The organism is Actinomadura opuntiae, assembly GCF_030283205.1.
Taxonomy (GTDB): domain Bacteria; phylum Actinomycetota; class Actinomycetes; order Streptosporangiales; family Streptosporangiaceae; genus Spirillospora.
The window spans coordinates 224,732-246,961 of record NZ_JASNWF010000016.1 but is presented as its reverse complement, the minus strand read 5'-3'; the positions used below and the strand labels follow the sequence as shown (position 1 = coordinate 246,961).

General features: G+C 70.7%; 26 protein-coding genes. 14 read left to right on the top strand and 12 right to left on the bottom strand.

The window, feature by feature from the left end:
- Nucleotides 1-9: 9 nt before the first annotated feature.
- Nucleotides 10-1,383, bottom strand: coding sequence for an amidase (locus QP089_RS32200; RefSeq protein WP_285916683.1), 1,374 nt, complete (start codon nt 1,381-1,383; stop codon nt 10-12).
- A 74-nt stretch (nt 1,384-1,457) separates the two neighbouring features.
- Here QP089_RS32200 and QP089_RS32195 point away from each other — a divergent pair, with 74 nt between their 5' ends.
- The 4 genes from QP089_RS32195 (at nt 1,458) to QP089_RS32180 (ending at nt 4,697) form a co-directional block, all read left to right on the top strand.
- Nucleotides 1,458-2,018 (top strand): TetR/AcrR family transcriptional regulator, encoded by a 561-nt coding sequence (locus QP089_RS32195; RefSeq protein ID WP_285916681.1) that lies wholly within the window; start codon nt 1,458-1,460, stop codon nt 2,016-2,018.
- 411 nt (nt 2,019-2,429) lie between these two features.
- Nucleotides 2,430-2,651, top strand: a complete 222-nt coding sequence (locus QP089_RS32190) for a hypothetical protein (RefSeq protein ID WP_285916679.1) — start codon at nt 2,430-2,432, stop codon at nt 2,649-2,651.
- Nucleotides 2,644-3,135, top strand: coding sequence for a DUF2637 domain-containing protein (locus QP089_RS32185; protein WP_285916676.1), 492 nt, complete (start codon nt 2,644-2,646; stop codon nt 3,133-3,135). The genes QP089_RS32190 and QP089_RS32185 overlap by 8 nt, the downstream gene beginning before the upstream one ends.
- Before the next feature lie 446 nt (nt 3,136-3,581).
- The gene (locus QP089_RS32180; protein WP_285916675.1) at nt 3,582-4,697 is read left to right on the top strand and encodes a PIN-like domain-containing protein; all 1,116 of its coding nucleotides are present in this window, start codon (nt 3,582-3,584) and stop codon (nt 4,695-4,697) included.
- 971 nt (nt 4,698-5,668) lie between these two features.
- Here the strand turns inward: QP089_RS32180 and QP089_RS32175 are convergent.
- The 3 genes from QP089_RS32175 to QP089_RS32165 all read right to left on the bottom strand — a co-directional run bounded on the left by QP089_RS32175 (nt 5,669) and on the right by QP089_RS32165 (nt 7,314).
- Nucleotides 5,669-6,031, bottom strand: coding sequence for an SCO4225 family membrane protein (locus QP089_RS32175; protein WP_285916672.1), 363 nt, complete (start codon nt 6,029-6,031; stop codon nt 5,669-5,671).
- Between the two features lie 132 nt (nt 6,032-6,163).
- Nucleotides 6,164-6,523, bottom strand: coding sequence for a hypothetical protein (locus QP089_RS32170; RefSeq protein WP_285916670.1), 360 nt, complete (start codon nt 6,521-6,523; stop codon nt 6,164-6,166).
- Between the two features lie 197 nt (nt 6,524-6,720).
- A complete protein-coding gene (locus QP089_RS32165; protein ID WP_285916667.1) occupies nt 6,721-7,314 on the bottom strand; it encodes a TetR/AcrR family transcriptional regulator in 594 nt (197 codons plus the stop codon).
- Nucleotides 7,315-7,389: 75 nt separating this feature from the next.
- Here QP089_RS32165 and QP089_RS32160 point away from each other — a divergent pair, with 75 nt between their 5' ends.
- The 5 genes from QP089_RS32160 to QP089_RS32140 all read left to right on the top strand — a co-directional run bounded on the left by QP089_RS32160 (nt 7,390) and on the right by QP089_RS32140 (nt 11,114).
- Nucleotides 7,390-8,595, top strand: coding sequence for an alpha/beta fold hydrolase (locus tag QP089_RS32160; RefSeq protein ID WP_285916665.1), 1,206 nt, complete (start codon nt 7,390-7,392; stop codon nt 8,593-8,595).
- A gap of 361 nt (nt 8,596-8,956) precedes the next feature.
- A complete protein-coding gene (locus QP089_RS32155) occupies nt 8,957-9,136 on the top strand; it encodes a DUF4236 domain-containing protein (RefSeq protein WP_285916663.1) in 180 nt (59 codons plus the stop codon).
- A 310-nt stretch (nt 9,137-9,446) separates the two neighbouring features.
- Nucleotides 9,447-9,884, top strand: coding sequence for a DUF6069 family protein (locus tag QP089_RS32150; RefSeq protein WP_285916661.1), 438 nt, complete (start codon nt 9,447-9,449; stop codon nt 9,882-9,884).
- Nucleotides 9,885-10,039: 155 nt separating this feature from the next.
- A complete protein-coding gene (locus QP089_RS32145; RefSeq protein WP_285916659.1) occupies nt 10,040-10,564 on the top strand; it encodes an SH3 domain-containing protein in 525 nt (174 codons plus the stop codon).
- A gap of 52 nt (nt 10,565-10,616) precedes the next feature.
- Complete coding sequence (locus QP089_RS32140) at nt 10,617-11,114, top strand: DinB family protein (protein WP_285916658.1); 498 nt, start codon at nt 10,617-10,619, stop codon at nt 11,112-11,114.
- Here QP089_RS32140 and QP089_RS32135 read toward each other — a convergent pair whose 3' ends face one another.
- Together QP089_RS32135 and QP089_RS32130 are read right to left on the bottom strand one after the other, a co-directional pair.
- On the bottom strand, nt 11,115-12,458 hold the full coding sequence (locus QP089_RS32135) for a sensor histidine kinase (protein WP_285916656.1): 1,344 nt from the start codon (nt 12,456-12,458) through the stop codon (nt 11,115-11,117).
- Nucleotides 12,455-13,141 (bottom strand): response regulator transcription factor, encoded by a 687-nt coding sequence (locus QP089_RS32130; RefSeq protein WP_285916654.1) that lies wholly within the window; start codon nt 13,139-13,141, stop codon nt 12,455-12,457. The genes QP089_RS32135 and QP089_RS32130 overlap by 4 nt, the downstream gene beginning before the upstream one ends.
- A gap of 39 nt (nt 13,142-13,180) precedes the next feature.
- Between QP089_RS32130 and QP089_RS32125 the strand changes: the two genes are divergently transcribed.
- Nucleotides 13,181-13,681 (top strand): hypothetical protein, encoded by a 501-nt coding sequence (locus QP089_RS32125; RefSeq protein ID WP_285916652.1) that lies wholly within the window; start codon nt 13,181-13,183, stop codon nt 13,679-13,681.
- An 87-nt stretch (nt 13,682-13,768) separates the two neighbouring features.
- On the opposite strand, the gene QP089_RS32120 is transcribed toward QP089_RS32125, so the two are convergent.
- From QP089_RS32120 to QP089_RS32110, 3 genes are read right to left on the bottom strand one after another with little or no spacing between them, the layout of a single operon-like run.
- Nucleotides 13,769-14,296, bottom strand: a complete 528-nt coding sequence (locus tag QP089_RS32120) for a hypothetical protein (RefSeq protein WP_285916650.1) — start codon at nt 14,294-14,296, stop codon at nt 13,769-13,771.
- Between the two features lie 16 nt (nt 14,297-14,312).
- On the bottom strand, nt 14,313-15,134 hold the full coding sequence (locus tag QP089_RS32115) for an AAA family ATPase (RefSeq protein ID WP_285916648.1): 822 nt from the start codon (nt 15,132-15,134) through the stop codon (nt 14,313-14,315).
- Nucleotides 15,127-15,882 (bottom strand): hypothetical protein, encoded by a 756-nt coding sequence (locus tag QP089_RS32110; protein ID WP_285916646.1) that lies wholly within the window; start codon nt 15,880-15,882, stop codon nt 15,127-15,129. The genes QP089_RS32115 and QP089_RS32110 overlap by 8 nt, the downstream gene beginning before the upstream one ends.
- Nucleotides 15,883-16,083: 201 nt before the next feature.
- Between QP089_RS32110 and QP089_RS32105 the strand changes: the two genes are divergently transcribed.
- The gene (locus QP089_RS32105; RefSeq protein WP_285916644.1) at nt 16,084-17,418 is read left to right on the top strand and encodes an MFS transporter; all 1,335 of its coding nucleotides are present in this window, start codon (nt 16,084-16,086) and stop codon (nt 17,416-17,418) included.
- A 16-nt stretch (nt 17,419-17,434) separates the two neighbouring features.
- Here QP089_RS32105 and QP089_RS32100 read toward each other — a convergent pair whose 3' ends face one another.
- The gene (locus QP089_RS32100) at nt 17,435-18,067 is read right to left on the bottom strand and encodes a PaaI family thioesterase (protein WP_285916641.1); all 633 of its coding nucleotides are present in this window, start codon (nt 18,065-18,067) and stop codon (nt 17,435-17,437) included.
- 204 nt (nt 18,068-18,271) lie between these two features.
- Between QP089_RS32100 and QP089_RS32095 the strand changes: the two genes are divergently transcribed.
- Nucleotides 18,272-18,772, top strand: coding sequence for a DUF4870 domain-containing protein (locus QP089_RS32095; protein WP_285916640.1), 501 nt, complete (start codon nt 18,272-18,274; stop codon nt 18,770-18,772).
- 7 nt (nt 18,773-18,779) lie between these two features.
- Here the strand turns inward: QP089_RS32095 and QP089_RS32090 are convergent, their stop codons facing one another.
- A complete protein-coding gene (locus QP089_RS32090; protein ID WP_285916638.1) occupies nt 18,780-19,604 on the bottom strand; it encodes a TIGR03619 family F420-dependent LLM class oxidoreductase in 825 nt (274 codons plus the stop codon).
- Nucleotides 19,605-19,827: 223 nt separating this feature from the next.
- Between QP089_RS32090 and QP089_RS32085 the strand changes: the two genes are divergently transcribed.
- Together QP089_RS32085 and QP089_RS32080 are read left to right on the top strand one after the other, a co-directional pair.
- Nucleotides 19,828-20,319: a DinB family protein gene (locus QP089_RS32085; RefSeq protein ID WP_285916637.1), complete on the top strand. Its 492-nt coding sequence runs from the start codon at nt 19,828-19,830 to the stop codon at nt 20,317-20,319.
- 166 nt (nt 20,320-20,485) lie between these two features.
- Nucleotides 20,486-21,565: a glycoside hydrolase family 113 protein gene (locus QP089_RS32080; RefSeq protein WP_285916635.1), complete on the top strand. Its 1,080-nt coding sequence runs from the start codon at nt 20,486-20,488 to the stop codon at nt 21,563-21,565.
- Here QP089_RS32080 and QP089_RS32075 read toward each other — a convergent pair.
- Complete coding sequence (locus QP089_RS32075) at nt 21,562-22,227, bottom strand: cyclase family protein (RefSeq protein WP_285916634.1); 666 nt, start codon at nt 22,225-22,227, stop codon at nt 21,562-21,564. The two genes, QP089_RS32080 and QP089_RS32075, sit on opposite strands and share 4 nt — an antisense overlap.
- Nucleotides 22,228-22,230: the final 3 nt, after the last annotated feature.

The window sequence follows — 22,230 nt, the reverse complement described above, 5'->3', positions numbered from 1 at the left end:
CGAGCCCGCTCACGGACGGCGTTCCGTCCACCTCTCGACGGCCTCGAGCTGCGCGGCCAGCGAGATCAGCGTCGCCTCGTCCGAGTCATGTCCGAGAAGCTGCGCCCCGATCGGCAGTCCATTCTTGGTGAATCCGGCGGGGACGTTCACGCCGGGCCAGCCCAGCACATTCCACGTCCACGCATACGGGCACGCGGCGGCCACGCCCGACTGCGTCTTCTGATACCCGGCCCCGTCGAAGGCCCCGACCTTCAATGGCGGCTGCGCGGTCGTCGGTGTCAGCACCACATCGGCGAACCGGAAGATGCGCCCGACCTTCTTCCTGAAATAGGGGTCCAGCCTCTTCGCCAGCGGAAGCAGCCGCTTGCCCACCGTCCGCCCGATCCGCGCCTCGACCTCCGTCCGCGCCTCCGGCCTCGGGTTCGGCATCGCGTCCAGCCAGTCCGCGACCCCGGACGTCCCGCGCGGGATCAACCCGAGACCCACCAGCCCGTAATCGGGATCGGCCGGGAAGACCTTGTGCCCCAACTCGGTGAGCCTTCTCGAAAGCCGCTCGACGGACTCCCGGATCTGCGGGTCGAGTTTCCCGCTCACCCCGAACGCCGTCCGGAACGAAACGGCGATGCGCAACCTGCCGGGCTCCCGCCTCGTCGCGTCCACGAAAGGCAGCACGGGACGTCCCACCTGGTAAACGTCATCGGGATGGCTGCCCGAAAGCACGTCCAGCATCAACGCCGCGTCCTTGACGCTTCTCGCCAATGGCCCCCAAACGGTGATCCCGTTGAAAGGATCGGTGTGCGGATGACCGGAAACGCGCCCCCTCTGCGGCTTGATGCCGACCAGCCCCGTCCACGCCGCCGGGATCCTGATCGACCCCGCGCCGTCGGACCCCACGGCCCCCGCGACCATGCCCGCCGCGACCGCCGCAGCCGACCCGCCCGAGGACCCGCCCGGCGTGTACTCCGGGTTCCACGGATTGCGCGCGGCCCCGAACTCCGGCGACTCGCTGAACGGCCACAACCCGATCTCGCACGTCGTCGTCTTGCCCACGATGACCGCGCCGGCGGCCCGCAGCTTGCGCACGACCTCCCCGTCCCGCGTCGCCGGCCGATGGTCGCCGGCCACCGCGAACGGGGTGGTCTCCCCCACGATGTCCGTATCGTCCTTGATTGCCACGGGCACCCCGAGCAGCGGCAGCCGCTCCCCTTCGGCCAGCCGCTTGTCGGCCTGCCGCGCCTCCTCCACCGCGGCCTCCCGCACGACCCGGAAGGCCCCCAGCGACTCCTGCCGCGCGATGCTGTCCAGCGACGCCCCGACCAGCTCGGCCGAGGACACCTCCCCCTTCCGCAGCGCGTCCGCCTGACCGGCCAGACCCAGCTCCACGCCCGCCTCCCGCGTATCGTTCGTTCGAACGAACGATAGCGTCCGCACCGCCCCGTAGGGAAGACTGTGCAGCGATGAGCGCCCGCGACCAGATCCTCCACGCCACCCTCCGCCTGATCGGCGAGCAGGGCATCGGCGCCGTGACGAACCGCGCCGTCGCCAGGTCGGCCGGCGTCTCCCTCGGCTCCCTCACCTACCACTTCCCCAGCCAGGACGAACTGCTCCGCGAGGCCCTGCGCGCCTTCGTGGACGCCGAGATCGCCCGCATCGCCGCCTACGCCGCGGGCCTCCGCGAATCCGGCATCGCCCCGGTCGACGCCGCCGACCTGGTCGAGAAGGCCGTGGTCGAGTTCGCCCACGGCCCCGAGCAGATCGCCAACCTCGAACTCCACCTGCACGCCGCCCGCGACCCCGCCATCCGCGACACCTCCACCCGCTCCGTCGAGGCCTACGACCGGCTCGCCACCGCCGTCCTCACCGCCCTCGGCATCCCCGACGCCGAACGCCACGCCCCCGCGGTCGTCGCGATGCTCTACGGCCTGGCCGTCCGCCGCCTGGCCACCGGCGACACCGCCGCCACCGGCACCGCCGACGCCCTCCGCCTCCTCCTGCTGGGCGCCCTCCCCCGCGACTGAGAACAGGCCTCTGGCCCGCACGGCCCCAGAGCGGGGTAACGGGGCCGTGCGGGCCAGGGACCTGTCTCAATCAGGAACCTCAGTCGGAACCTCAGCCGACGTTCGCTCTGCTCTCCGCCTGTGCACCTCCGCCGTCTTCCGATGTGAACACGCCCAACGCTAAGCCGCCCCCACCCAACCCAGAACCCCCTTAACCCTCACTTAGGGAACCACTGAGCAAGCCTTATTCAGGGCCAATCCGGGACCGTCCGGGGAAGTCGATCCGGTAGCCGCTCACCTGCAAAAACAAGGAAGGGAGCCCAGGGGAACCGTCCGGCACAGTCGACCCGAGTCGAGCGACCTCGACCCACGTTGGCTCCCGAGATTGGCTCCCCTGGCTCCCTCCCCCTTAGCAGGGAGGAGGCCCAACCCATGGCCCTAGAAATCACCGAATCCAAGATGACCGCCACCACAAACGGCGAGGTCATAGCCACGGCCACCCGCACGGGCAACGCCTGGCACGCCACCACCTGGCCAACACCCCTAGACCGCAACGGCGCCATCACGGCCCTGACGCTCCCCGAACTCACGCTCACCCACGGCGAAGACGACCCGTGCGTCATCGATCTCCGAGAGGAGCTGACGCGTGGTTGACCGCCTCACCCGCATCACAACAGCCCTCGCCGTGGTCGCGGTCGCCGGCGTCGCCGCGATCATCTCCTACCGCCACGCCTACGAACTCGTCCGTTCCCACGGCGAAGCAGGCGCCACCGCACGCCTCGTCCCCTTCACAGTGGACGGCCTCATCTGGGCCGCGTCCATGGTCCTCCTCGAAGCAAGCCGCCGAAAGCAACCAGCACCGGCCCTAGCCAAGTGGAGCCTCGCCGTGGGCATCGTGGCGACGGTAGGCGCCAACGTGGCGCACGGCGCATCCCACGGCGTCATAGGCGCCCTCGTAAGCGCATGGCCGGCACTCGCCCTCGTGGGCTCGTTCGAACTCCTTATGAACCTCACCTGCGCGCCGCAACCCACACCACACCACAGCGGAACGAGCAACGCACCACAGCGGAGCACCCCGAACCACCACACACCGAGGTGGGGCAGACCCCAGAACAAGCGGTGCTCGCCGAGTACCTAGCAAGCCTGGACGGCCCCGGCCGCCCCGTCTCCCAGCGCTACCTAGCCGAGAAGCACAACATCGACCGCCGCAAGGTCAGACAGATCAATACCACCTTGGAGCAGTCCTCGCCTACATGAACCCAGAGCGCCTCAGTCACACCCGTCCCTATCTGGGCTGTGACTGAGGCTTTCATATGCTCGCTGCGGAGCGTGCCGCAAATTTTTCCAAATGGAACATTGTACAATATTTGCGACATCGAGAACCTTACAGGGATTAATCACACAAAACGACCAGTCATCTACAAGGCACTGCGCCCGAGCGCGCCACTCGCCTGCCGATCTCGTGATCTCCGGCTAGGCCCCCAAAACGATCACTCCCCTGGGACAGCTCCGCATCCCGACCGATATGGGTTACACCCACCAAAATCGGATGTACGACGACCCAACACTCGCTAGCCTTCGAGAGTGCAAAGCTCTGACTCTTCCGAGGAAGATCACCTTGAGAGCCCAGGTGGCCTACGAGATAGATTCCCTGGCTACTTTCCGCCCGATGATGAAGAGATCAAGCACTTCATCACTCAAGGTCTAGTCGCCTTCGACACTAACGCCCTGCTCGACGTCTACCGTCTCAACAATCGAGCTCGCAAACAGTACCTCGCAGCACTCCAGAGCCTCGAGACTCGACTCTGGATTCCCAACCGCGTGGGCCAAGAGTTCCTCGAACGCCGCTTATCGATTATCAAGGAATGCTCAACCGCCAACGAAAAATTAAAAGAAGAACTCAAGCAAAGATTTGAAGACATCAGTCGAAACCTCCGAGAGTTCGGCAAGCGTCGCGGCTTCAGCGTTAATCAAATGTCGAGCCTAGAGATGATGATCTCCAAAGCCAATGGCGACATCATCGGACGGGCTTGCGAGTACTATAAGTTTGGCCTGAGCGTGGATAGCTCGGTGAAGGGCGACGCCATTCTCGACTCTCTAGAGAGGGTACTAACCGACAAGGTAGGCGCCGAGCTGGACAATCTTAAGGCTCACAGATTAGAAGGTGAGCGCAGAATCGAAAACACAATTCCCCCCGGCTACTCCGATCGCAAGAAGGAGCCCGAGCGGGCGATTGGAGACTATCTCATCTGGCGTCAGCTAATGAACGAAGCTGCCCGTAGGAGGTTGCCAGTCACCTTGGTGACGAACGACCGCAAGCCCGACTGGGTACGCGAGGACCTAGGCAAGAAGGTCGGCCCTCGCCCAGAATTGGTAGCAGAGATGAAATTAGAGAGCGGCATGCCATTTTTTCTCATTAATGTTCAGACTTTCCTTCTCTACTCACGAAGATACCTTGGAGTAAAAGTGAGCGATTCGACCGTACAACAGGCCCGTCCTACGCCGAAGTCGCCTGGAGAACTACGCTTTTGGGAGCTCGTCGAACAAGAGGGCCCGATAGTGCATTATTCGAGAACACGAGACTCGAAGACCATAAATGTAGAGTTGGCAAGTGGACGCGTTTTTGGTCTCGACGCAACGCGCATTACTCAGGAGACCTTCCAGGAAATAGTCGAGGCAATGTCAGATGATGAGCCCTAAGTCGATAGGATGCAGTGCCAGCAAAGAGGACATGTATAAATCTATGAGGTCGCGCAGCTATGTGAGAGACGCAATCTCGCGTTCCGTTACCGAAGCGATTCCGCATTGACCAGACGCGTTCGAAGCTCTCTATGTACATGCTCGCCATGTCTCCGTCCGTTGCGCGCCGCAGGTGGAGCACCGGCGCAGGAGACGCGGCGATGCCGTAGGCGTGCGGGGTGATCAGAAGATCGTCATCGGCTCGGTAGATCCGCGAGCCTGCACGACCCGGCCGCCCGAGTCGACCCCACGGTGATCCAGTCCTCGGCCGCCGCGTTGCGTGAGGCACTCGTCAATGAGGCCGCATGGGCCGAGATCAAGCGCGCGGTGAACTGGTGATCGGACGCCAGCGAACGCCGCGGCCATCATGGACCGGAACCGGGAAAGGGAGCGCGATTCCGTGGGGGAAGGTGGAGGCGGCGCGGTCGGTGAGTGTCCCCCGGACGCACCGGCCGCGCGCGCTCTGCCCACCCACGCCGGGCCAGTCACAAGGCCGCTGGCACCAAACCCGGCTCGCCCGCCGCTCGCGCCCGTGCGATGGTCAGGCCCTGCTTTAGCAGTGTGGCGCGTAGGCGTTCGTTCGGCATGTACCCGTCCGGATCGTGGGACGTCCTGGGACGCAGTCAACCTATAAGGACGTCATGATCACTTAGGGAACCGCTGAGCAAGCCTTATTCGGGCTCAATCCGGCGCCGTACGGGGAAGTCGATTCAGTGGCCACCCACCTGCGGAAATACGAAAAGGCGGAGGCCCGACCCAGGACCCTGCAGATCACCGAAACGAAGATGAACGCCACCACAAACGGCAAGGTCACAGCCACAGTCACGCACCTGCACGTGGCTCACGCCACAAGGGCCTGGTTCTCGGATCGTGGAACCGGGGGTGTCAGATGCTGGCGGACGTGGTGTCGGTGCCCTTCCGCGAGGCCTTCGTCAAGTGGTTGAGGGGGCGGCGGCCGTCTTCGTGGGGCCTTGGGTGATGCGCCAGAGCAACCATGCCTGGAGCAGTCCGGCTGCTGTGCAGGGAAGGTCGAACAACACCACCCCCAGTGCCCGTGACGGCCCCTCGTCCGGGATCAGGAAGAAGGTGAGGCCGGTGATGAGGAATGACGACGGCGCGCTCACGAGTAGGAGCCAGATGCCGCTGAACGTCGGATCGTCGGCGAAGAGGCCCATGGTCACGCTACCTGCGGCGTTGACCAGGACCAGGACTGCATAGGCACCGGAGACGGCGGCTGCGGCGTGGCCGCGCTTGTATCGGGATGCGTGCTCGCGGATGCGGTTGAAGATCGTCATGCGTCCATGCTGGTCAGCCGCAGTGCTGTTGCCATGAGTACAGGTACTCGGGTTGGCATGGGGAGTACCTGCCGGGCTCTAGGTTCTGCTGTCAGCGTGGACGCGGCCGTATGGATGGGTGGTGCGAGCGCGTTAGGCGTTCAGCAGGGTGTCGACGCGGGCTTGGGCCTGGTTTACCGCTTCGGCGAGTTGGTGTTTCTCCGTGCGGATTCCGTCGGGGTGGACGCGCGAGATGAGGCCGGCGTCGAGGCCTGCCGAGCGGGCGAACGAACGGAGCCAGCCGCGGATCTCGGAGTGGTCGATCGGGAACTCGTACGAGGGGACCGAGCAGAGGGCGCGTCCGAGGTTCTCGGCGTGGAAGGAGATCCGGGAAAGGTCCTCGATCAGTTCGTGGGAGAAGTCGATATCGAGGTCGTAGATGCGGTGGTGCGCTCGGTCGACGGCGCGGAGGCGGGCGAGGGCGCGGCGGGCGGGACGGCGGCGGGTGTGCATGAACGCGATGGCGCGGGTGCGCTCGCGCAGGGCCCGGTCGAGGAGTGGGTCGATGGAGGCGACCTTGTAGGCGATGTCGGTGAGGATGGCGGCCAGTTCGTGAAGGTCGGCGGGTGCGGCGTTCAGCGGTGCCTCCTCAGCACGCGCGGCGGGTGGTCATTCGCATGTGGCCCGCAGAGGGCCGTCCGTCCAGGACGCTATTGGAGGCCGAGGGAGCGGGCGAGGTGGGTGGTCCACCAGCGGAGCTGCGGACCGGGGGTGGTGGCCGTCCGGCCGGTGAGGCCGGCGCTGCGGCGGAACGCCGGGCCGTACAGCGGCTCGGTGGCGAGGGCCTGGTGGAGTGCGGCGACGGCCAGCCGGGTGTCCTCGATGGGGACGGCGCCGGGTCGCAGGGCGTGCAGCGCGTCGACGACCGGGGCGAGCATTCCCGACCCTTCGTCTCGCCATCCGGCGGCGTGGAGCGCCACCGCCAGCTCGCCGTAGCCCCGGCGGTAGAAGAACGCCAAGGCGTCGACCAGCTCACCGATGTCGGCGCCGCGGTCGAGCCAGTTGTCCAGCACCTCCTCGACCCCGGCCCGGATCTTCCGGCCGCCGTGGCGGAGCAGTGCCTCCAGGAGGCGGTCACGGGTGCCGAAATGGTGGTTGACCCCCGCATCGGTCATGCCGACGCGGGCGGCGATGGCCCGGACCTGGACGGCAGCCACACCGCCCTCGGCCAGGAACCTCTCGGCGGCGTCCAGGATCAGGCGCCGCGCCTCCTCGGGAGGGCGGCGCATCCGCGAGCGTGTCACCCGACAGACCTTACCTTGACAGGCCAAGGCAAAGTTCTTACCTTGAGAGCCCAAGGTAAGAGAGGCGGTACTACCGTGATCGACCTCACCGTTCCCCGGGCGCGTAGCGTCGCGCGCCCTGACGCGGTCCTGCGCGGCGAGGAGGTCGGGGCCGGGCCGACCGTCCTGCTGCTCCACGCCGGGGGTGAGCGCCGGCAGGTGTGGGCGCCGGTCACCGACGTCCTGGTCGGGTCGGGGTTCCGGTGTGTGGCCTTCGACCAGCGCGGTCACGGTGACAGCGGCGGCTCGCCGCGGGCGCTCGCGCCCTGCGCGGACGACGTCGCCGCCATGCTCCACGCCGAGCGACCGGGATGCGTGGTCGTCGGTGCCTCGCTGGGCGGACTCGCCGCCATCGCCGCTCTGGACGACCCGGCCGTCCGGGCGAGAGTGGCGGGGCTGGTGCTGGTGGACGTCGTACCCAACCTCGAACCACAGCGGGCCCGCCGCTTCGTCGCCGACAGGGACATGCTCGACGCGCACAGCGAGCTTGTCGAAGACATCCTCGCCCAGGTTCCACGGCTGCGGCGGATCACTGCGGAGCTCGACCTGCCCGTCCTGCTCGTCCGCAGCGGCAGCGGGTCGGCCGTGACGGACGGCGACGTCGACCGGTTCCTGCGTCTGGCTCCCCACGCCGTGGTCACACGCGTCCGCGATGCCGGGCACCTCGTCGCCCGCGACCAGCCGGTGGCACTGGCCGAGGCCATCTCCGCCACCGCCGAGTGGCCGGCACTGGCGCTGCTGCGCGAACTCGGCGCGGCGGAGGTCGACCACCCCGGCGGAAACCTCTTCGACCACCTGCAGCGGGTGCGCGAGCTGGTGGACGGTTGGGGCGGCGGCCGACGCCTGAGCCTCGCGACGCTGTGCCACGCCGCCTACGGCACCGACGGTTTCCCTCACGCGCTGCTGCCGCTCGACCGGCGGCCCCGCCTGAGGGAGGCGATCGGCGACGAGGCCGAAAGCCTCGTCTACCTCTACGACGCCTGCGACCGGAGCGAGACCTATGCCCGCCTCGGTGCAGCGCCGCTCCCGCTCACGGACCGCTTCACCGGCGAGGTCGTCTCCCTGGCCGACGCCGACCTCACCGACTTCGCCCTCCTCACCGTCGCCAACGAACTCGACGTCGCGCGCCACGCCTCGCTCAGCTCGGACGTCCGCCGCGGTATCCGAACGCTCATCGCCGCAATGGCTGCCTACGTCCCCGACGCGTCCGCCCAGGCCCTCGCCGACCCGTCCCTCCGCTGACGCCTCTGCGCCACGGCCACGCCCGCGCCGGTCAGGGTGCGATGTAGAGGCAGTACGCGGTGGCGCGCGACGATCCGGTTGGTCGCCTGCTCCTTCACCTCGGCCTTGACGTCGTACGACAGGTAGTAATGCGGCGAGACGGTCTGGGTGTAGGCGGTGTTGACCCACGTCCCGTCCGCCGATGCCGTGAAGTCCTGCTGGGCGGCCAGGTAGGCCGGCGTCGTCCATCGCGGGCTGTCCGCGTGGCTCGGGCTGACCGTTATTTGGATAGGGGGCGGTCCGTTTAAGGGGTGCCGTTTGGCGGACGATCTCCAGGGCAGGTCCGCGTCGCCAGCGAGGGATCGAGAAGGGAGCAGCGGCGATGGGCATCATGTTCCGGAAGCGCAAGCGATACGGACCTCTGATTCTGAACTTCACCGAGAACGGGCTCTCGTCCTGGACGATCAAGATCGGCCGGTGGTCCTGGAACTCGCGTGCGCGGGCGCACCGGGTCGACCTGCCCGGCCCGCTGTCCTGGAAGCAGGACAAGTCACGAACCTGACCGGCTCCGCCTTCAGCAGGTGAAGCCGTCGGCGGCCCGGTGCGCGGCCACGGCGCAGGGGATCGCCGCCAGCCCCAGGTGCTGAAGAGGAAGCCCGTCGCCGTGGACGCGCGGCCGCCCGCCTGGCGGGGGCCGCGCAACGGGCCGCGCGCCGCGCGCGGATGAGCGGGTCGGCGGGGATCTCGCCCTGTCCCCGGCCGCTGACATGCGAAAATGCTGCAATTTCGGGTCGACCGATGAGTTCGCTCGATCCGCCTGGTCTGCCCTTTCGAAACAACGTCGCCTCGCACGATGACGAAAGGGCAAGCGCATGAGCATCTCCGGTTACACCGCAGCTCCGTCCACGACCGCCGCGACCTCGCCTCGCACCGTTCCGCTGTGGCGGACCGGCGGGCTCGCCGCCGTCGGCGCCGCCCTGGCCACCACCGTCATCGCCGCGGTCGCCAAGAGCGCGGGCGTGTCCCTGGAGATCGACGGCGCACCGATTCCGCTGCTCGGCTTCACGCAGCTGACGCTGGCGTGCGCCGCGATCGGCCTGGTGCTGGCCGTGGCGCTGCGGCGCTGGGCCGCGACGCCCAGGCGCACGTTCGTTGCGGTCACCGCCGCGCTCACGGTGCTGTCGGTCGTGCCCGACCTCGTCGTCCCGGCGGCGCCGTCGACGAGGATCGTCCTCATGCTCACCCACCTGGTGGCCGCGGCGATCGTCGTCCCGCTCGTCGCCGGTCGGCTGCCCGCGCGCACGCGCTGACGTCCCGCAACGGGCACTGAGCCGCCGCGGCTGACTCAGCGACCCCACATGCTCCTCAGGACCGCCGGGGCGGTCCGTCGGGGTGAGGTTCGTGTCGACGGGTGGAGCGGGCTCGAGTGCTGTCACTCGCCGGGGTCGGTCTGTCACTCTGGGTGGTGACCAGGCTGTCGGTCTGGACGAACCTGGAGGTACAGATGCATGTAGGGGTCAAGCTCGGTGCGGCTCTGGCCGGGGCCACGCTCGCCGGGACGGCGCTGGGCGCGGCGGCGGGCGCGAGCGAGCAGCCGCCGCCGAAGCCGGGACAGGGCGGCGCGCAGCAGGCGCAACCGCGTCCGCCGCACGACGGCGAGGAGGGGCACGGGCCGGGTGCCATCAAGGTCGGCCGCAAGGGCGCCGCGAAGGCGATGCACCGGCTGATGGTGCGGGACGAGCTGCGCCAGCGCTGGTGCCACGGCCGGGTCCTCCCGTCGGGCGGGCTGAACCTGCGGGAGGGGCCGGGGCTGCGGTACCGGGTCGTCCGCCTCCTCAAGCACAACAGCCAGGTCACCACCGACTGGGACACCGTCCAGCGCAGGGACGGCTACCTGTGGGTGCGGCTTCCCGACAAGTTCTGGATCGCCGACTACAAGGTCGGCGACGGGGACGGCAAGTGGTACGTCAAGTACTCCGACTGCCGCTGAGGCGGTGAGCGGGCCGGCGCTCGTCGGGGCGCCGGCCCGCTACGGTCGTCGGATGAGGGATGTGCCGTTTCTCGGCGAAGAGAAGGAAAGCCTGAAGGCGAGCCTCGACCGGCATCGGGACGTGGTGCCGTGGAAGCTGGACGGGCTCGACGACGAGCAGGTGCGGCGGGCGATGACGCCGTCGGGGACGACGCTGCTGGGGCTGACCAAGCACCTGGCGGCCATGGAGTACTCGTGGTTCTGCGAGACGTTCGGCTACGAGACCGAGCCGCTTCCGCTGGACGACGACGATCCGGAGAAGGACCTGCGGATCGAGGCCGGCGAGACGACGGAAGGGATCCTCGCGTTCTACGAGCGGGCGCGGGCGGCGGCGGACCGGGTGATCGGTGAGCTGGACCTCGACGCGACCGGCACGTCGTGGTCCGGCCGGACGGTGTCGCTGCGCTGGGTGCTGATCCACATGATCGAGGAGACCGCGCGGCACGCCGGGCACCTGGACGTCGTCCGGGAGCTGATCGACGGCGGGACGGGCGACCACGTCCGCGGCTGATCAGGTGCGGGAGTGCCGGCGGCGGACCAGGCGGCGGGAGCGGCGGACCGGGGGCAGCCACTTGGTGCGGAACCACATCTGCACCTGGGCGCCGCCGAGGACGCTGCGGTGGATGCGCAGGTAGCCGCCGGTGGACTCGGCGGCGCGGCGCGCGATGTCGAGGCCGAGGCCGGTGGATCCGCCGCCGCTGCTGCCGCGCTTGAGGGCCGCGTCCGGGTCGGCGATGCCGGGGCCGCCGTCGGCGACGAGGATGCCGGTGACGCCCTGCCCCTGGTGGAGGGTGACGACGAAGCCGGTGCCCTCGGCGGTGTGCCGGAAGACGTTGCCGAGCAGCGCGTCGACGGCGGCGGCGAGTTCGGTGCCGGGCAGCGGCAGCGGCGCGGGCCCCTCGGCGCCGATCAGTTCGCAGGAGCGGCCCTCGTCCTCGGCGAGCACCGACCAGAACGCGACGCGGTCGCGCAGCACCTTGGACGCGTCGCAGCTGCCGCGGCCGGTGGGGCGGCGGACGGTCCGGATGATCTGGTCGACCTCGTGTTCGAGGCGGTCGACGGCCTCGCGGGTCTGGTCGGGGACCGGTCCGTCGCCGAGCGCCTCGGCGTTGAGCCGCAGGGCGGCGAGGGGCGTGCGCAGCCGGTGCGACAGGTCGGCGGCCATCTCCCGTTCCGCCGACAGCAGCTGGACGACGTGGTCGGCCATCGCGTTGAACGCCAGCCCCGCCTCGACCAGTTCGGGCGGCCCGTCCGGCTCGATCCGCACCGACATCTCGCCGTCGCCGAACGCGGCGGCGGCCTCGGCGAGCCGGCGGGTCGAGCGGATCATCCGGTTGCCGAGCCGGTCGGCGACCACGACGGACCCGGCGACGAGCGCGGCGGCGACGGCCGTCATCACCAGCCACGCCTTCCACACCCCGCGCGTGAGGTCGCCGTCGGGAAGGAACACCTCGACGACGGCGGTGCGGCCGGCGTCCAGCGACACGGGCTGGAGCAGCGCGTACCCGCCGGAGACGCGCGCGGTGTAGGAGCGGCCGCGGCGCCCGGCCTCCATGAGCTGCTCGGGACGCGCCGACGGCTCGCCGGGCCCGCGCTTCGGGACGAGCGTGCCGTCCGGCATGTGCACGGTCATGCGTCCGGCGGCGCCGGCCTGGGTGCTGGCGACGGCGCGTTCGAGCGCGGCCGGGTCCTCGGTGACGACGAGCACGGGGCCGAGCGCGCTGGCCTGCCGTTCGGCGGTCGTCAGCGCGCGGTCCCGGGCGATCTCCCGGACGGTCAGCGCGAGCGGGATGAGGAAGGCCAGCGCGACCATCGAGGTGACCGCGAGGGACACCAGGACGAGCGTGCGTCTCATGCGCGCGGACCCGGCTCGGCCAGCCGGACCCCGACGCCCCGGACGGTGTGCAGGTACCGGGGTTTCGCGGCGGTCTCGCCCAGCTTGCGGCGCAGCCAGGACAGGTGCACGTCGATGGTCTGGTCGTCGCCGTAGGCCTGCCGCCACACCTCGGCGAGCAGCTCGCGGCGGGCGACGACCCGGCCGGGCCGGGCGGCGAGGTAGGCGAGCAGGTCGAACTCGCGGCGGGTGAGTTCGAGGGGCGCGCCGTCGAGCCGGGCCTCGCGGCGGTCCAGGTCGATGTGCAGGCCGCCGACGCTGAGCTCGGCGGCCGGCCCGGAGCGCGCGGAGCGGCGCAGCACCGCGGCGAGCCGGGCGCTGAGGTGCTCGGCGGAGAACGGCTTGATGAGGTAGTCGTCGGCGCCGGCGTTCAGCAGCCGGACGATCTCGGGCTCGTCGTCGCGGGCGGTGGCGATGATGACCGGGACGTCGGACACCCCGCGCAGCATCTTCAGCACCTCGGCGCCGTCCAGGTCGGGCAGCCCGAGGTCCAGGATGACCACGTCCGGCGGCGACTGGGTGACCTCGCGGAGCGCGTCCATCGCGGTGCCGACGCTGCGCACGACGTGCGAACGGGCGCTCAGCTCGCGGATCAAGGCGGTACGGACGTTCGCGTCGTCCTCGACAACCAGAACACTCGCCATGGCGGAACCGTATGCCACCATGTGTCGATGCGTCGGGCGATGTCGTATGTTGCCCCGTGGGCGGTCGCGACCGCGCTGGCGGTCGCGCTGTCCTGGCTCGGGGTGCGCGGGGTCGTGCGCGGCGCGGTGTCGGAGCGCTCGGCGCCGCCGCCGATCGCGGGGCCGGTCATCCACGGCAGCCCGTCCACGCTGCCGGGGCCGCCGACGAGCGTCGGGTCGCCGACGTCGGCGCCGAAGCCGGCGACCGGTGAGGACCAAGGGCCGAAGCCCAGCAAATCCCCGACACCTTCCGACAAACCGACCAAGCCGAAGCCGTCCGGCAATGTGCGGAGCTTCGCGACCCGCGGCGGGCAAGCGGCGCTGGCGTTCACCGACGGCCGGGTCAAGCTGGTGTCGGCGACGCCCAACCCCGGTTACGAGACGCGAGTGACGGAGGCGGCGCGCTGGCTGCGCGTCGACTTCCTCTCCGACAAGCACACCTCGTCCGTCGTGGCGACCTGGGACCGGCGCCCGCCCACGGTAAAGGTGTACGAGTACTGACCTCGCCGCATTAAAGGCGGGCGGTCCGTGTGCAGGACCGCCCGCCCTTGGTCTCCGCCGGGTGCGCGGCGGAAGAGCCGCGCGCGCTCAGCCCTGGCCCGCCAGGTTGACGCCGACTGTGACCTCGTCCAGTTCGGGGATGCTCATCGTGGTGCCGTAGAAGCCGCTGCGCCACTGCACGGGGTTCGCGGTGCGGAAGCCGAGCTCCCGGTTGGCCCTCGCCCGGTCGACGCCGGGGGCGTAGCGGGAATGGACGACCCTGCGGAGCCCGAGCTCGCGGGTGACCAGTTCGAACTTCTGCAGCGCGAGGTCGATCTCGGTGGAGACGCCGTCCTGCCAGCCGGCGTCGACCTGCACCGTGTCGCGGCCGGCCGCGATGTGCAGCGCGTTGCGGTCCCAGTCGATCCTGATGAACAGCTCGACGTGGCAGGCGCCGGCGCCGTCGAGCCCGTAGACGGAGATCTCGCTGATCCAGCGCCTGTCGACGCCGATGAGGAGGCGCCGGACGAAGTCCCGGTCCTGGGAGCTGCGCGCCAGGACGCGTTGGACCTGCATCTTGACGAGCTCGGCGCGGGCGTAGGCCGCCGTGTAGGTGGCGGTCCTGGCGATGACCATGCCTGTTCCTTGGGGGTTAGGAGGAGAGGTAGTCGTGGGCCGTGTCGGCGGCCATGCTCTTGGCCGCCACGAGGATGTCCTCGACGGGGTGCGGGCGGTCGTCGATCCGCACCCGGCTGCGCGAGAGCAGGCTCCGGGCGAGGTCGCCGAGGCCGTGCCGGTAGAGGGCGGTGGTGAGGGCGGCGTCGTCCATCCGCCGCCGCACCGCCGCCCAGAAGGAGATCGGCTCGTCGGGGAGGCTGCGCACGAGGTCGGCGGCCTGCGCCTCGCTCAGCCAGGGAAAGAGCGAGTTCACCGCCGACGTCCGCTCGGCCGGCTGCATCCGCCAGCTGAAGATCCGCATGCGGCCGCTGCGCCGCAGCGGCGCGTACAGGCGGGTGAAGTCGTTGCCCGTGAGGATGACGGGGACGCGCCGGGTCCGCTTGCCCTCCACCTGCGTCGGGTAGTCGGCCAGGTGCATCAGCTCGGTGATCAGGTTCTGGGTGTTCACGGTGTACTGCGTCAACTCGCCCCAGCTGCCGATGGCCGCGTCGGCGTCGTTGAGCAGCACCACCGCCGGGGTGCCGGTGTCGGCGTAGCCGCCGGCCTCCAGGTAGGCGGCCCGCATCCGGGCCGCGGGCGCGCCCGCGTTCGGGCTCTCCAGCTCGCCGCCGGACAGCAGGACGGCATGGATTCCGGCGTCCGCCAGGATCCTTTCGACCTGGTAGGTCTTGCCCTCGCCCGGCGGCCCCTGGATGCCCAGCAGCAGCGGAGTGCCCGGCTGGACGTCGGGCCGGAAATTGGCGATCAGATGCAGGCCGACGGCGTCACGGAAACGCTGCGCTATCACTTCAGTCACGTCCGGATTCCCTCCTGCGCCGTTCCTTCTCCCGCAGCACCTCGGCCGGAAGGCCGAGAATCTCGGCGCGCAGATCCGGTGCGGAATGGGCCGGGGCGGACTCGTCCGGCGGCAGCAGATCTCCCTCGGCGGGCGCATTGCCGGAACCGGCCACCGCGGCGCCGGAACCGGCCGCCGGCGCGGCGGTCGGACCGGGCACGGGCACCTCGGCGGTGAGCGGAAGGCCCAGCTCGCGCCGCCGGGCGGCCACGCTGTTGACGAGTTCCTCGAGCGCCGCCTGCGGGTCGGGCAGCGTCTTGCGGATCCGCCCGGACGGCCGGATGACCAGGCGGTCGTCCCGCCAGGTCAGGTCCCGGTCCTTGCCCACGACCGCGTCGAGCTCGCGGACCGCGACGCCCATGGCCTGCCGGCTCTCCAGCGCCCGGTTCTCCTTGACCTTGCTCTCGATGAGCGCCACCAGCTCGCCGCGGTTGCGCTCGGTCTGCCGGTTGGTCAGCAGGCCGCTGATGTAATTGCTCAGGACATTTCCGATCACCCCGAGCACAAAGGCTTCGATCAACTCCCGACCTCGCATCTCGCATGAGGGTGGACCACCATATGTGACGCCGGTCGGCCCGCCGCGGTTCACCGCGGAATGCGCCGGGAGCGAAACCCGTATTTTCCCGGGGTCGGGTCCGGCGGCGAAGTCGATCTGCTCGAAGATTTCGAATTCCGTTCGCCGGTGAACGTTGTTCGCGTCCCGAATCACCGTCCCGTTTGCTCCGAATGCCGGATGCGGTACCGCGCCGCACCGGCCCGCGCGCCGCCGCGTCCCTGCTCCGGGGCGGAACGGGGCGCCGCGCCACCGGCCGGGCCCGCGGAGGAAAGCGGTTTCCGGTCGCGGCGGGCTGGGAATCCACGTGATCACAACGGCTGGGACCGGCGGGGGCGGTCGGAAGGGATGGCTCCCATGGCGTCAGATCCCGGGGGCGCGGGCACGGCCCGCGCGGCGGGCGGCGACCGGCGCCGGCAGGTGCGGCTGGCCGCGGTGTCGAGCGTGATCGGCACCTCGATCGAGTGGTACGACTTCTTCCTCTACAACACGGCCGCGGCGATCGTGTTCAAGGACGTGTTCTTCCCCGAGTCGAGCGACTACGCCGGGACGCTGTCGGCGTTCGCGACGTACGCGGTCGGGTTCGCGGCGCGGCCGGTCGGCGCGGCGATCTTCGGGCACTGGGGCGACCGGCTCGGCCGCAAGGCGATGCTGATCGTCACCCTGGTGCTGATGGGCGTGTCCAGCGCGCTGATCGGGGTGCTGCCGGGGACGGACTCCATCGGCGCCGCGGCGCCGGTGCTGCTGGTGGCGCTGCGGATCCTGCAGGGCATCGCGGTCGGCGGCGAATGGAGCGGCTCGGTGCTGCTGTCGATGGAGTGGGGCGACCAGAGGCGGCGCGGGCTGATGGCGAGCCTGCCGCAGATCGGGGTGCCGATCGGGCTGATCCTCGGCACCGGGATGATGACGGCCATCGCGCTGTCGGCCGACAAGGCGTTCACCGACTGGGCGTGGCGGGTGCCGTTCCTGTTCAGCCTGGTGCTCGTCGCGCTCGGGCTGTTCGTGCGGGTCCGGGTGATGGAGACGCCGCTGTTCGCGGAGGTCGTGGAGAAGCGGGAGGTCTCCCGGGTGCCGGTCGCCGAGGTCGTCCGGCGGCACCCGAAGGAGATCGTGCTGAGCGCGCTGCTGCGGTGCTCGGAGCAGATGCCGTTCTACATCTTCACCTCGTTCGCGCTGACCTACATCCACAAGGACCTCGGGATGCGGCAGGGGCTGGCGCTCAGCGCGGTGACGGCGGCGGCCGTGCTGGAGCTGTTCACCATCCCGGCGGCCGGGCATCTCGGCGACCGGCTCGGCGGGCGGCGCGTGTACGCGGTGGGGTCGCTGCTCATCGCGGTGTGGGCGTTCCCGTACTTCGGGCTGATCAACACCGAGTCGGCGGCGCTGGTCGTCGTCGCCGTGGTGGTGGCGCAGATCCCGCACGCGGTGCAGTACGGCCCGCAGGCGTCGCTGATCGCCGAGAGCTTCCCGACGCGGCTGCGCTACGGCGGCGCCGGGATCGGCTACCAGCTCGCGTCGGTGATCGCGGGCGGTCCGGCGCCGCTGCTGGCGACGTGGCTGCTGCACGACTACGGCTGGTGGGCGATCGCGGTCGCGATGATCGTGTCGTCGGTGCTGACGCTGGGCGCGCTCGCGCTGCTGCCGGACCCGCGCCGGGCCGCGGCCGTCCGGGAGGCGGGCGCGCCCGCCTGACCCGGCCGCGCGGCGGTCAGCGCTCGTGGAGCGTGAACCCCTGCGGGGTGACGAACATCGCGGTGGCCTCGACGGTGACGCGGCCGTCGGGGCCCGCGATCGTCCCGGACGCGTAGATCTTGCGGCCCTCGACCCGGCTGGCCTTGGCCTCGACGGTCAGCGGCACGCCGAGCGGGGTCGGCCGCCGGTAGCGCAGTTCCAGGGTCGCGGTCATCCCGCCGGTGCCGGTGTGCGCGGCGGCCATGCCGAGCGCCTGGTCGAGCACCATCGCCGACACCCCGCCGTGCACGTACGACGGCGGGCCCTCGTAGACGTCGCTGAGCATGAACTCGGCGCGGACGATGCCGTCCGCCGTGACGTCGAGGTCGACCGGCGGCGCGATCGGGTTGAGGACGCCGGTGACCGGGTTGCCGCCCTGCCGGTCCATGCGGTGGGCGCCGGTGACCAGGAACGGCGGTGCGTCGCGCCGCGCGGCCCCGAGCCGGGCGGTGAGCGCGGCGACCTCGCCGGCGACGGCGCGCGCCTCGTCCGCGTCGACGCCGGTCAGGACGGCGGCCTCGGCCAGCTCGCGGACCCGGGCGGCGAGCCCGGCCAGCGGCGCCGCCTCGTCCTCGCCGAGCATGTCCCGTTCGGTGATCGCCCCGCCCATGCAGCCTCCTTCTGAGCCGAACGAGATTCTAAAATGCGCGGGCGGGTGCTCGGTGCGGCGGGTCCCGCCCAGCGGGCGGACCGGCCCCGCCGGGCGCCCGCGCGCCGGACCCGGCGGCGCCGCTCGCCGCTTTCCGGGAGGGGGCGACCGCGGCGCACTTTATGATTCATGCGACGCATCCCCCGAAGGCACGAAGGAACCCCCGTGACCGACCAGCCGCCGCCTTACGGGCAACCGTACGGACAGCCTCCGGGGCAGCCCCCGGGCCCGCCGCCCGGAGGGCCGTACGACTCGCAGTGGGGGTACGGGCCGCCGGGCGTCCCCCACGGGCCGCAGTACGGCCCGCCGCGCAACGACGACAACACGTGGGCGATCTTCGCCTACGTCGGCACGCTCGTCGTCTCGTTCATCGCGCCGCTCGTCATCTACCTGGTGAAGATGCGCGAGTCGCCGTTCGCCCGCTTCCACGCGGCGCAGGCGCTGAACTTCCAGATCACGATGCTGGTCCACCTGCTCGCGGTGGCGGCGGTCTGCGTCCCGCCGGCGATCATCACCAAGCAGCCCGCGTTCGTGGTCCCGCTCGTCTTCCCCTACCTGGAGCTGCTCATCGGGCAGTGGGTGTTCCTCATCCTCGGCGCGGTGAAGGCCGGCAAGGGCGAGTACTACCGGTTCCCGACGTTCTTCTGCTTCCGCATGATCCGCTAGCGCCGCGTCACAGGTGGGCGCGGGCGTACTCGTCGAGCACGGGCAGGACGGCGTCGCGCCCGCCCGCCGGGACGCGCAGCACGACCTCCTCGACGTCGATCGAGGCGTAGTAATCGAGCTTCTCCGGGGTCGGGACCGTGCCGAACGGGACGACCCGGACCATGCCGCGTCCCGCGTCCGCGCAGGCCCGGCGCAGGTCCGGGAGCGCCTCGCGGATGCCGGCGCCGCCGATCGGCAGCCACCCGTCCCCGTACTCGGCGATGTGCGCGAACAGCGTCGGCCCGGGGGCGCCGCCGAGCAGCACCGGGACGCGCCCGGCGGGCTTCGGCCACGACCAGCTCGCCTCGAAGCTCACGAACTCGCCCGCGAAGGACGCCTCGTCCCGCGTCCACAGCTCCCGCATCGCCAGCACGTGCTCGCGCACCACGGCGCGCCGCCGCTTCCACGGGACGCCGTGGTCGGCGCCCTCCTCGGCGTTCCAGCCGTAGCCGACGCCGAGCGCGATCCGTCCGCCCGCGAGCCGGTCGAGCGTCGCGACGGCCTTCGCGGTGACGATCGGATCGCGCTGCGCGGGCAGCAGGATGCCGGTGCCCAGGGTGATCCGCTCGGTCACGACCGCGGCGGCGGCGAGCGCCACGAACGGGTCGAGCGTGCGCGCGTACTCGGCCGCCAGCGTCGCGTCGCCGGTCGGCGGCGCCGTCGTCCGCGCCACCGGGATGTGGGTGTGCTCGGGGATGTACAGCGAGGCGAACCCGCGCTCCTCGGCCTCCTTGGCCAGCTCATGCGGCAGCATGGTCAGATCGGTCGCGAACATGGTGATGCCCAGCCGCACGTCGGCCTCCCTCTCCCTCGGTCGGCGCCACCCTACGTTCCGCTGATCAAGCAATTGCTCAGCGGACCCGCTTTGCCGGGGCGGCAAATTTCCGTGCGGTTCGCGGACGGGCCCGGCAAGGGTGGTTGCCCGACCGATCTTGCGAGGAGAGCATGAGCACCCGATATCGAGCCGCCCGTTCCAGCGGCGGACACCGGCACCGGACGGCCCCGGAGGGACGGCGATGAGCGCCAAGCGGAAGCGCGACACCGGCCCGCCGTCGACCGGCCCCGGCGAGAAGGACGTGCTCGTCGGCTTCCTCGACTACCTGCGCGACGCGATCGCCGCCAAGGCCGAGGGCCTGCCCGAAAGCCAGGCCCGCGCCCCCGGCGTGCCGTCGGGGACGAATCTGCTCGGGCTCGTCAGGCACCTCACCTACGTGGAACGGTGCTGGCTGCTGGGGCACGACGTCTCCGACTGGAAGTCCACGTTCCACCTCACCGAAGGCGACACGGCCGAGAGCGTCCTCGCCGACTACCGGGCGACCAACGCCGAGGCGAACGAGCGGACCGCCGCCTGGGACGACCTCACCGAAGCGGGTCCCCGCCCGGTGAAGCACGGCCGTGGGGCGCCGTCCCGGCGCTGGACGCTGACCCACATGATCGAGGAGACCGCCCGGCACGCGGGACACGCGGACATCCTGCGGGAACTCGCCGACGGCGCGACCGGGCGCTGACGCCCGCGTCGGGCGCTCGGAAACGCGCGAACGGCGGCGCCCGGTCGACCTTCGGCCGCCGCGCCGGGCGACTTTGGTCGGCGCGGGTGTGGCCCGGTGGTCGCTGTCCGGACGCGCCGTCCTGGAAAGACTCGTCGCAGGCCGTCCGACCAGCGAGGAGCACCCCATGGCACAGGCACCGATCAGCCGCAGAACAGCGCTCGCCGGGACGGCGGCGGTCATCGCGTGCGGAGCCGCGGCCCGGCCGGCGCTCGCCGCGTCGCCGGGACGGCGGCTGCCGCAGCACGGCGTCAACTACGACACCGAGCGCGAGGTGTGGAACCCCGCGTACGTGCGGCGCGAGATCCGGGCGATCCGCCGCGACCTGCACTGCAACGCGCTCATCATCCTCGGCTCCGACCTGCGGCGCCTCGTGCTCGCGGCGCGCTGCGCGGCGGACGAGGGCATGTTCGTCTGGTTCGAGCCGCGCCAGTTCGACAAGGACGCCCGCACGACGCTGCGGTTCGTGACGGCGGTCGCCCGGGAGGCCGAGCGGCTCCGCCGCGCGCATCCGGGCGTCGGCATCTCGCTCGGCTGCGAGCTGACGATCTTCATGGCCGGTCTCGTGCCCGGCAAGGACTGGCAGGAGCGCGCCGGCAACCTCGGCACGCCGGCGGGCGAGGGGTACGACGAGCGGCTGAACGCGTTCCTCCGGCGGGCGCTGAAGGCCGTCCGGCCGGTGTTCGGCGGGCGCCTCACCTACACCTCGGGCGTCTGGGAGGACGTCGCCTGGCGCGGCTTCGACGTGGTGGGCGTCGACCTGTACCGGGACGCCTCGAACAAGGCGACCTACGTCCACGACGTCCGGGCGCTGCACCGCTTCGGCAAGCCCGTCGTCATCACCGAGTTCGGATGCTGCACGTACCGGGGCGCGGACCAGCGCGGCGGCGACGGCTTCGACATCGTCGACTGGACGCAGGACCCGCCCGTCGTCCCGCCGGGTTACGTCCGCGACGAGAGGACGCAGGCCCGCTACATCTCCGAGCTGCTCGACGTCTACGAGGCCGAGGGCGTGCACGGCGCGTTCGTCTACAACTTCATCGACCCGGGCTCGCCCTACTCGCCCGACCCGCGCCACGACCTCGACATGGCGGGGTTCTCGCTGGTCAAGGTGCTTCCGCCGGGCTCGCGGCTCGGTTACGAGAAGACCGGCCACTGGGAACCGAAGCTCGCGTTCCGCACGCTAGCGCGCCGCTACGCCGCCTAGCCGAGGCGGGCGACCGCGCGGACCGGGGCGCCGTCGGCGGCGGCGAGGGCGATCGGGAACAGCGAGACCTCGATCGGACGGCGCGCCGCCTGGGCTTCCAGGAGCGGGGCCAGCTTGGTGAGGTTCTCGGCTATCACGGCGCCGGCGCCGCAGAGGGCGCGGTGGGCGGCGAGCGAGAAGTCGTCCGACCCGGGCGGCGCGGTGCGGTCGACGCTGAGGGCGTCGATGCCGACGGTGCGGACCCCGGCGGCGACGATGGCCTCCGCGGTCTCGGGCGAGGGGTAGGGGTGGGCGAGATAGTCGTCGGTTCCCCAGTGCGACGACCAGCCGGTGGCGATGAGCAGGACGACCCCGGGAGCGAGGCCGTCCGGGAGCAGGTTCGGACTAATGGGCGCGCGGGGCGGGAGACCGCGAGCGTCCATGACGACCGCCCGGCCGATGAAGCGAGTCAGGGGCAGCTCGTCGAGACGGGGCAGGGCGTCGTCGATGTGGAACGGCGCGTCCACGTGCGTGCCGGTCTGCGACCCCAGGTGCAGGCGCAGAACGTTCACGCCCGAGTCCGCGACCGTCAGGGCGGGGACGGCCTCCACCTCGGGGTCGCCGGGATACACCGGCATGCCGGTGGAGATCGGGACCGACAGGTCGAGCAGCTCAACGGCCATGCC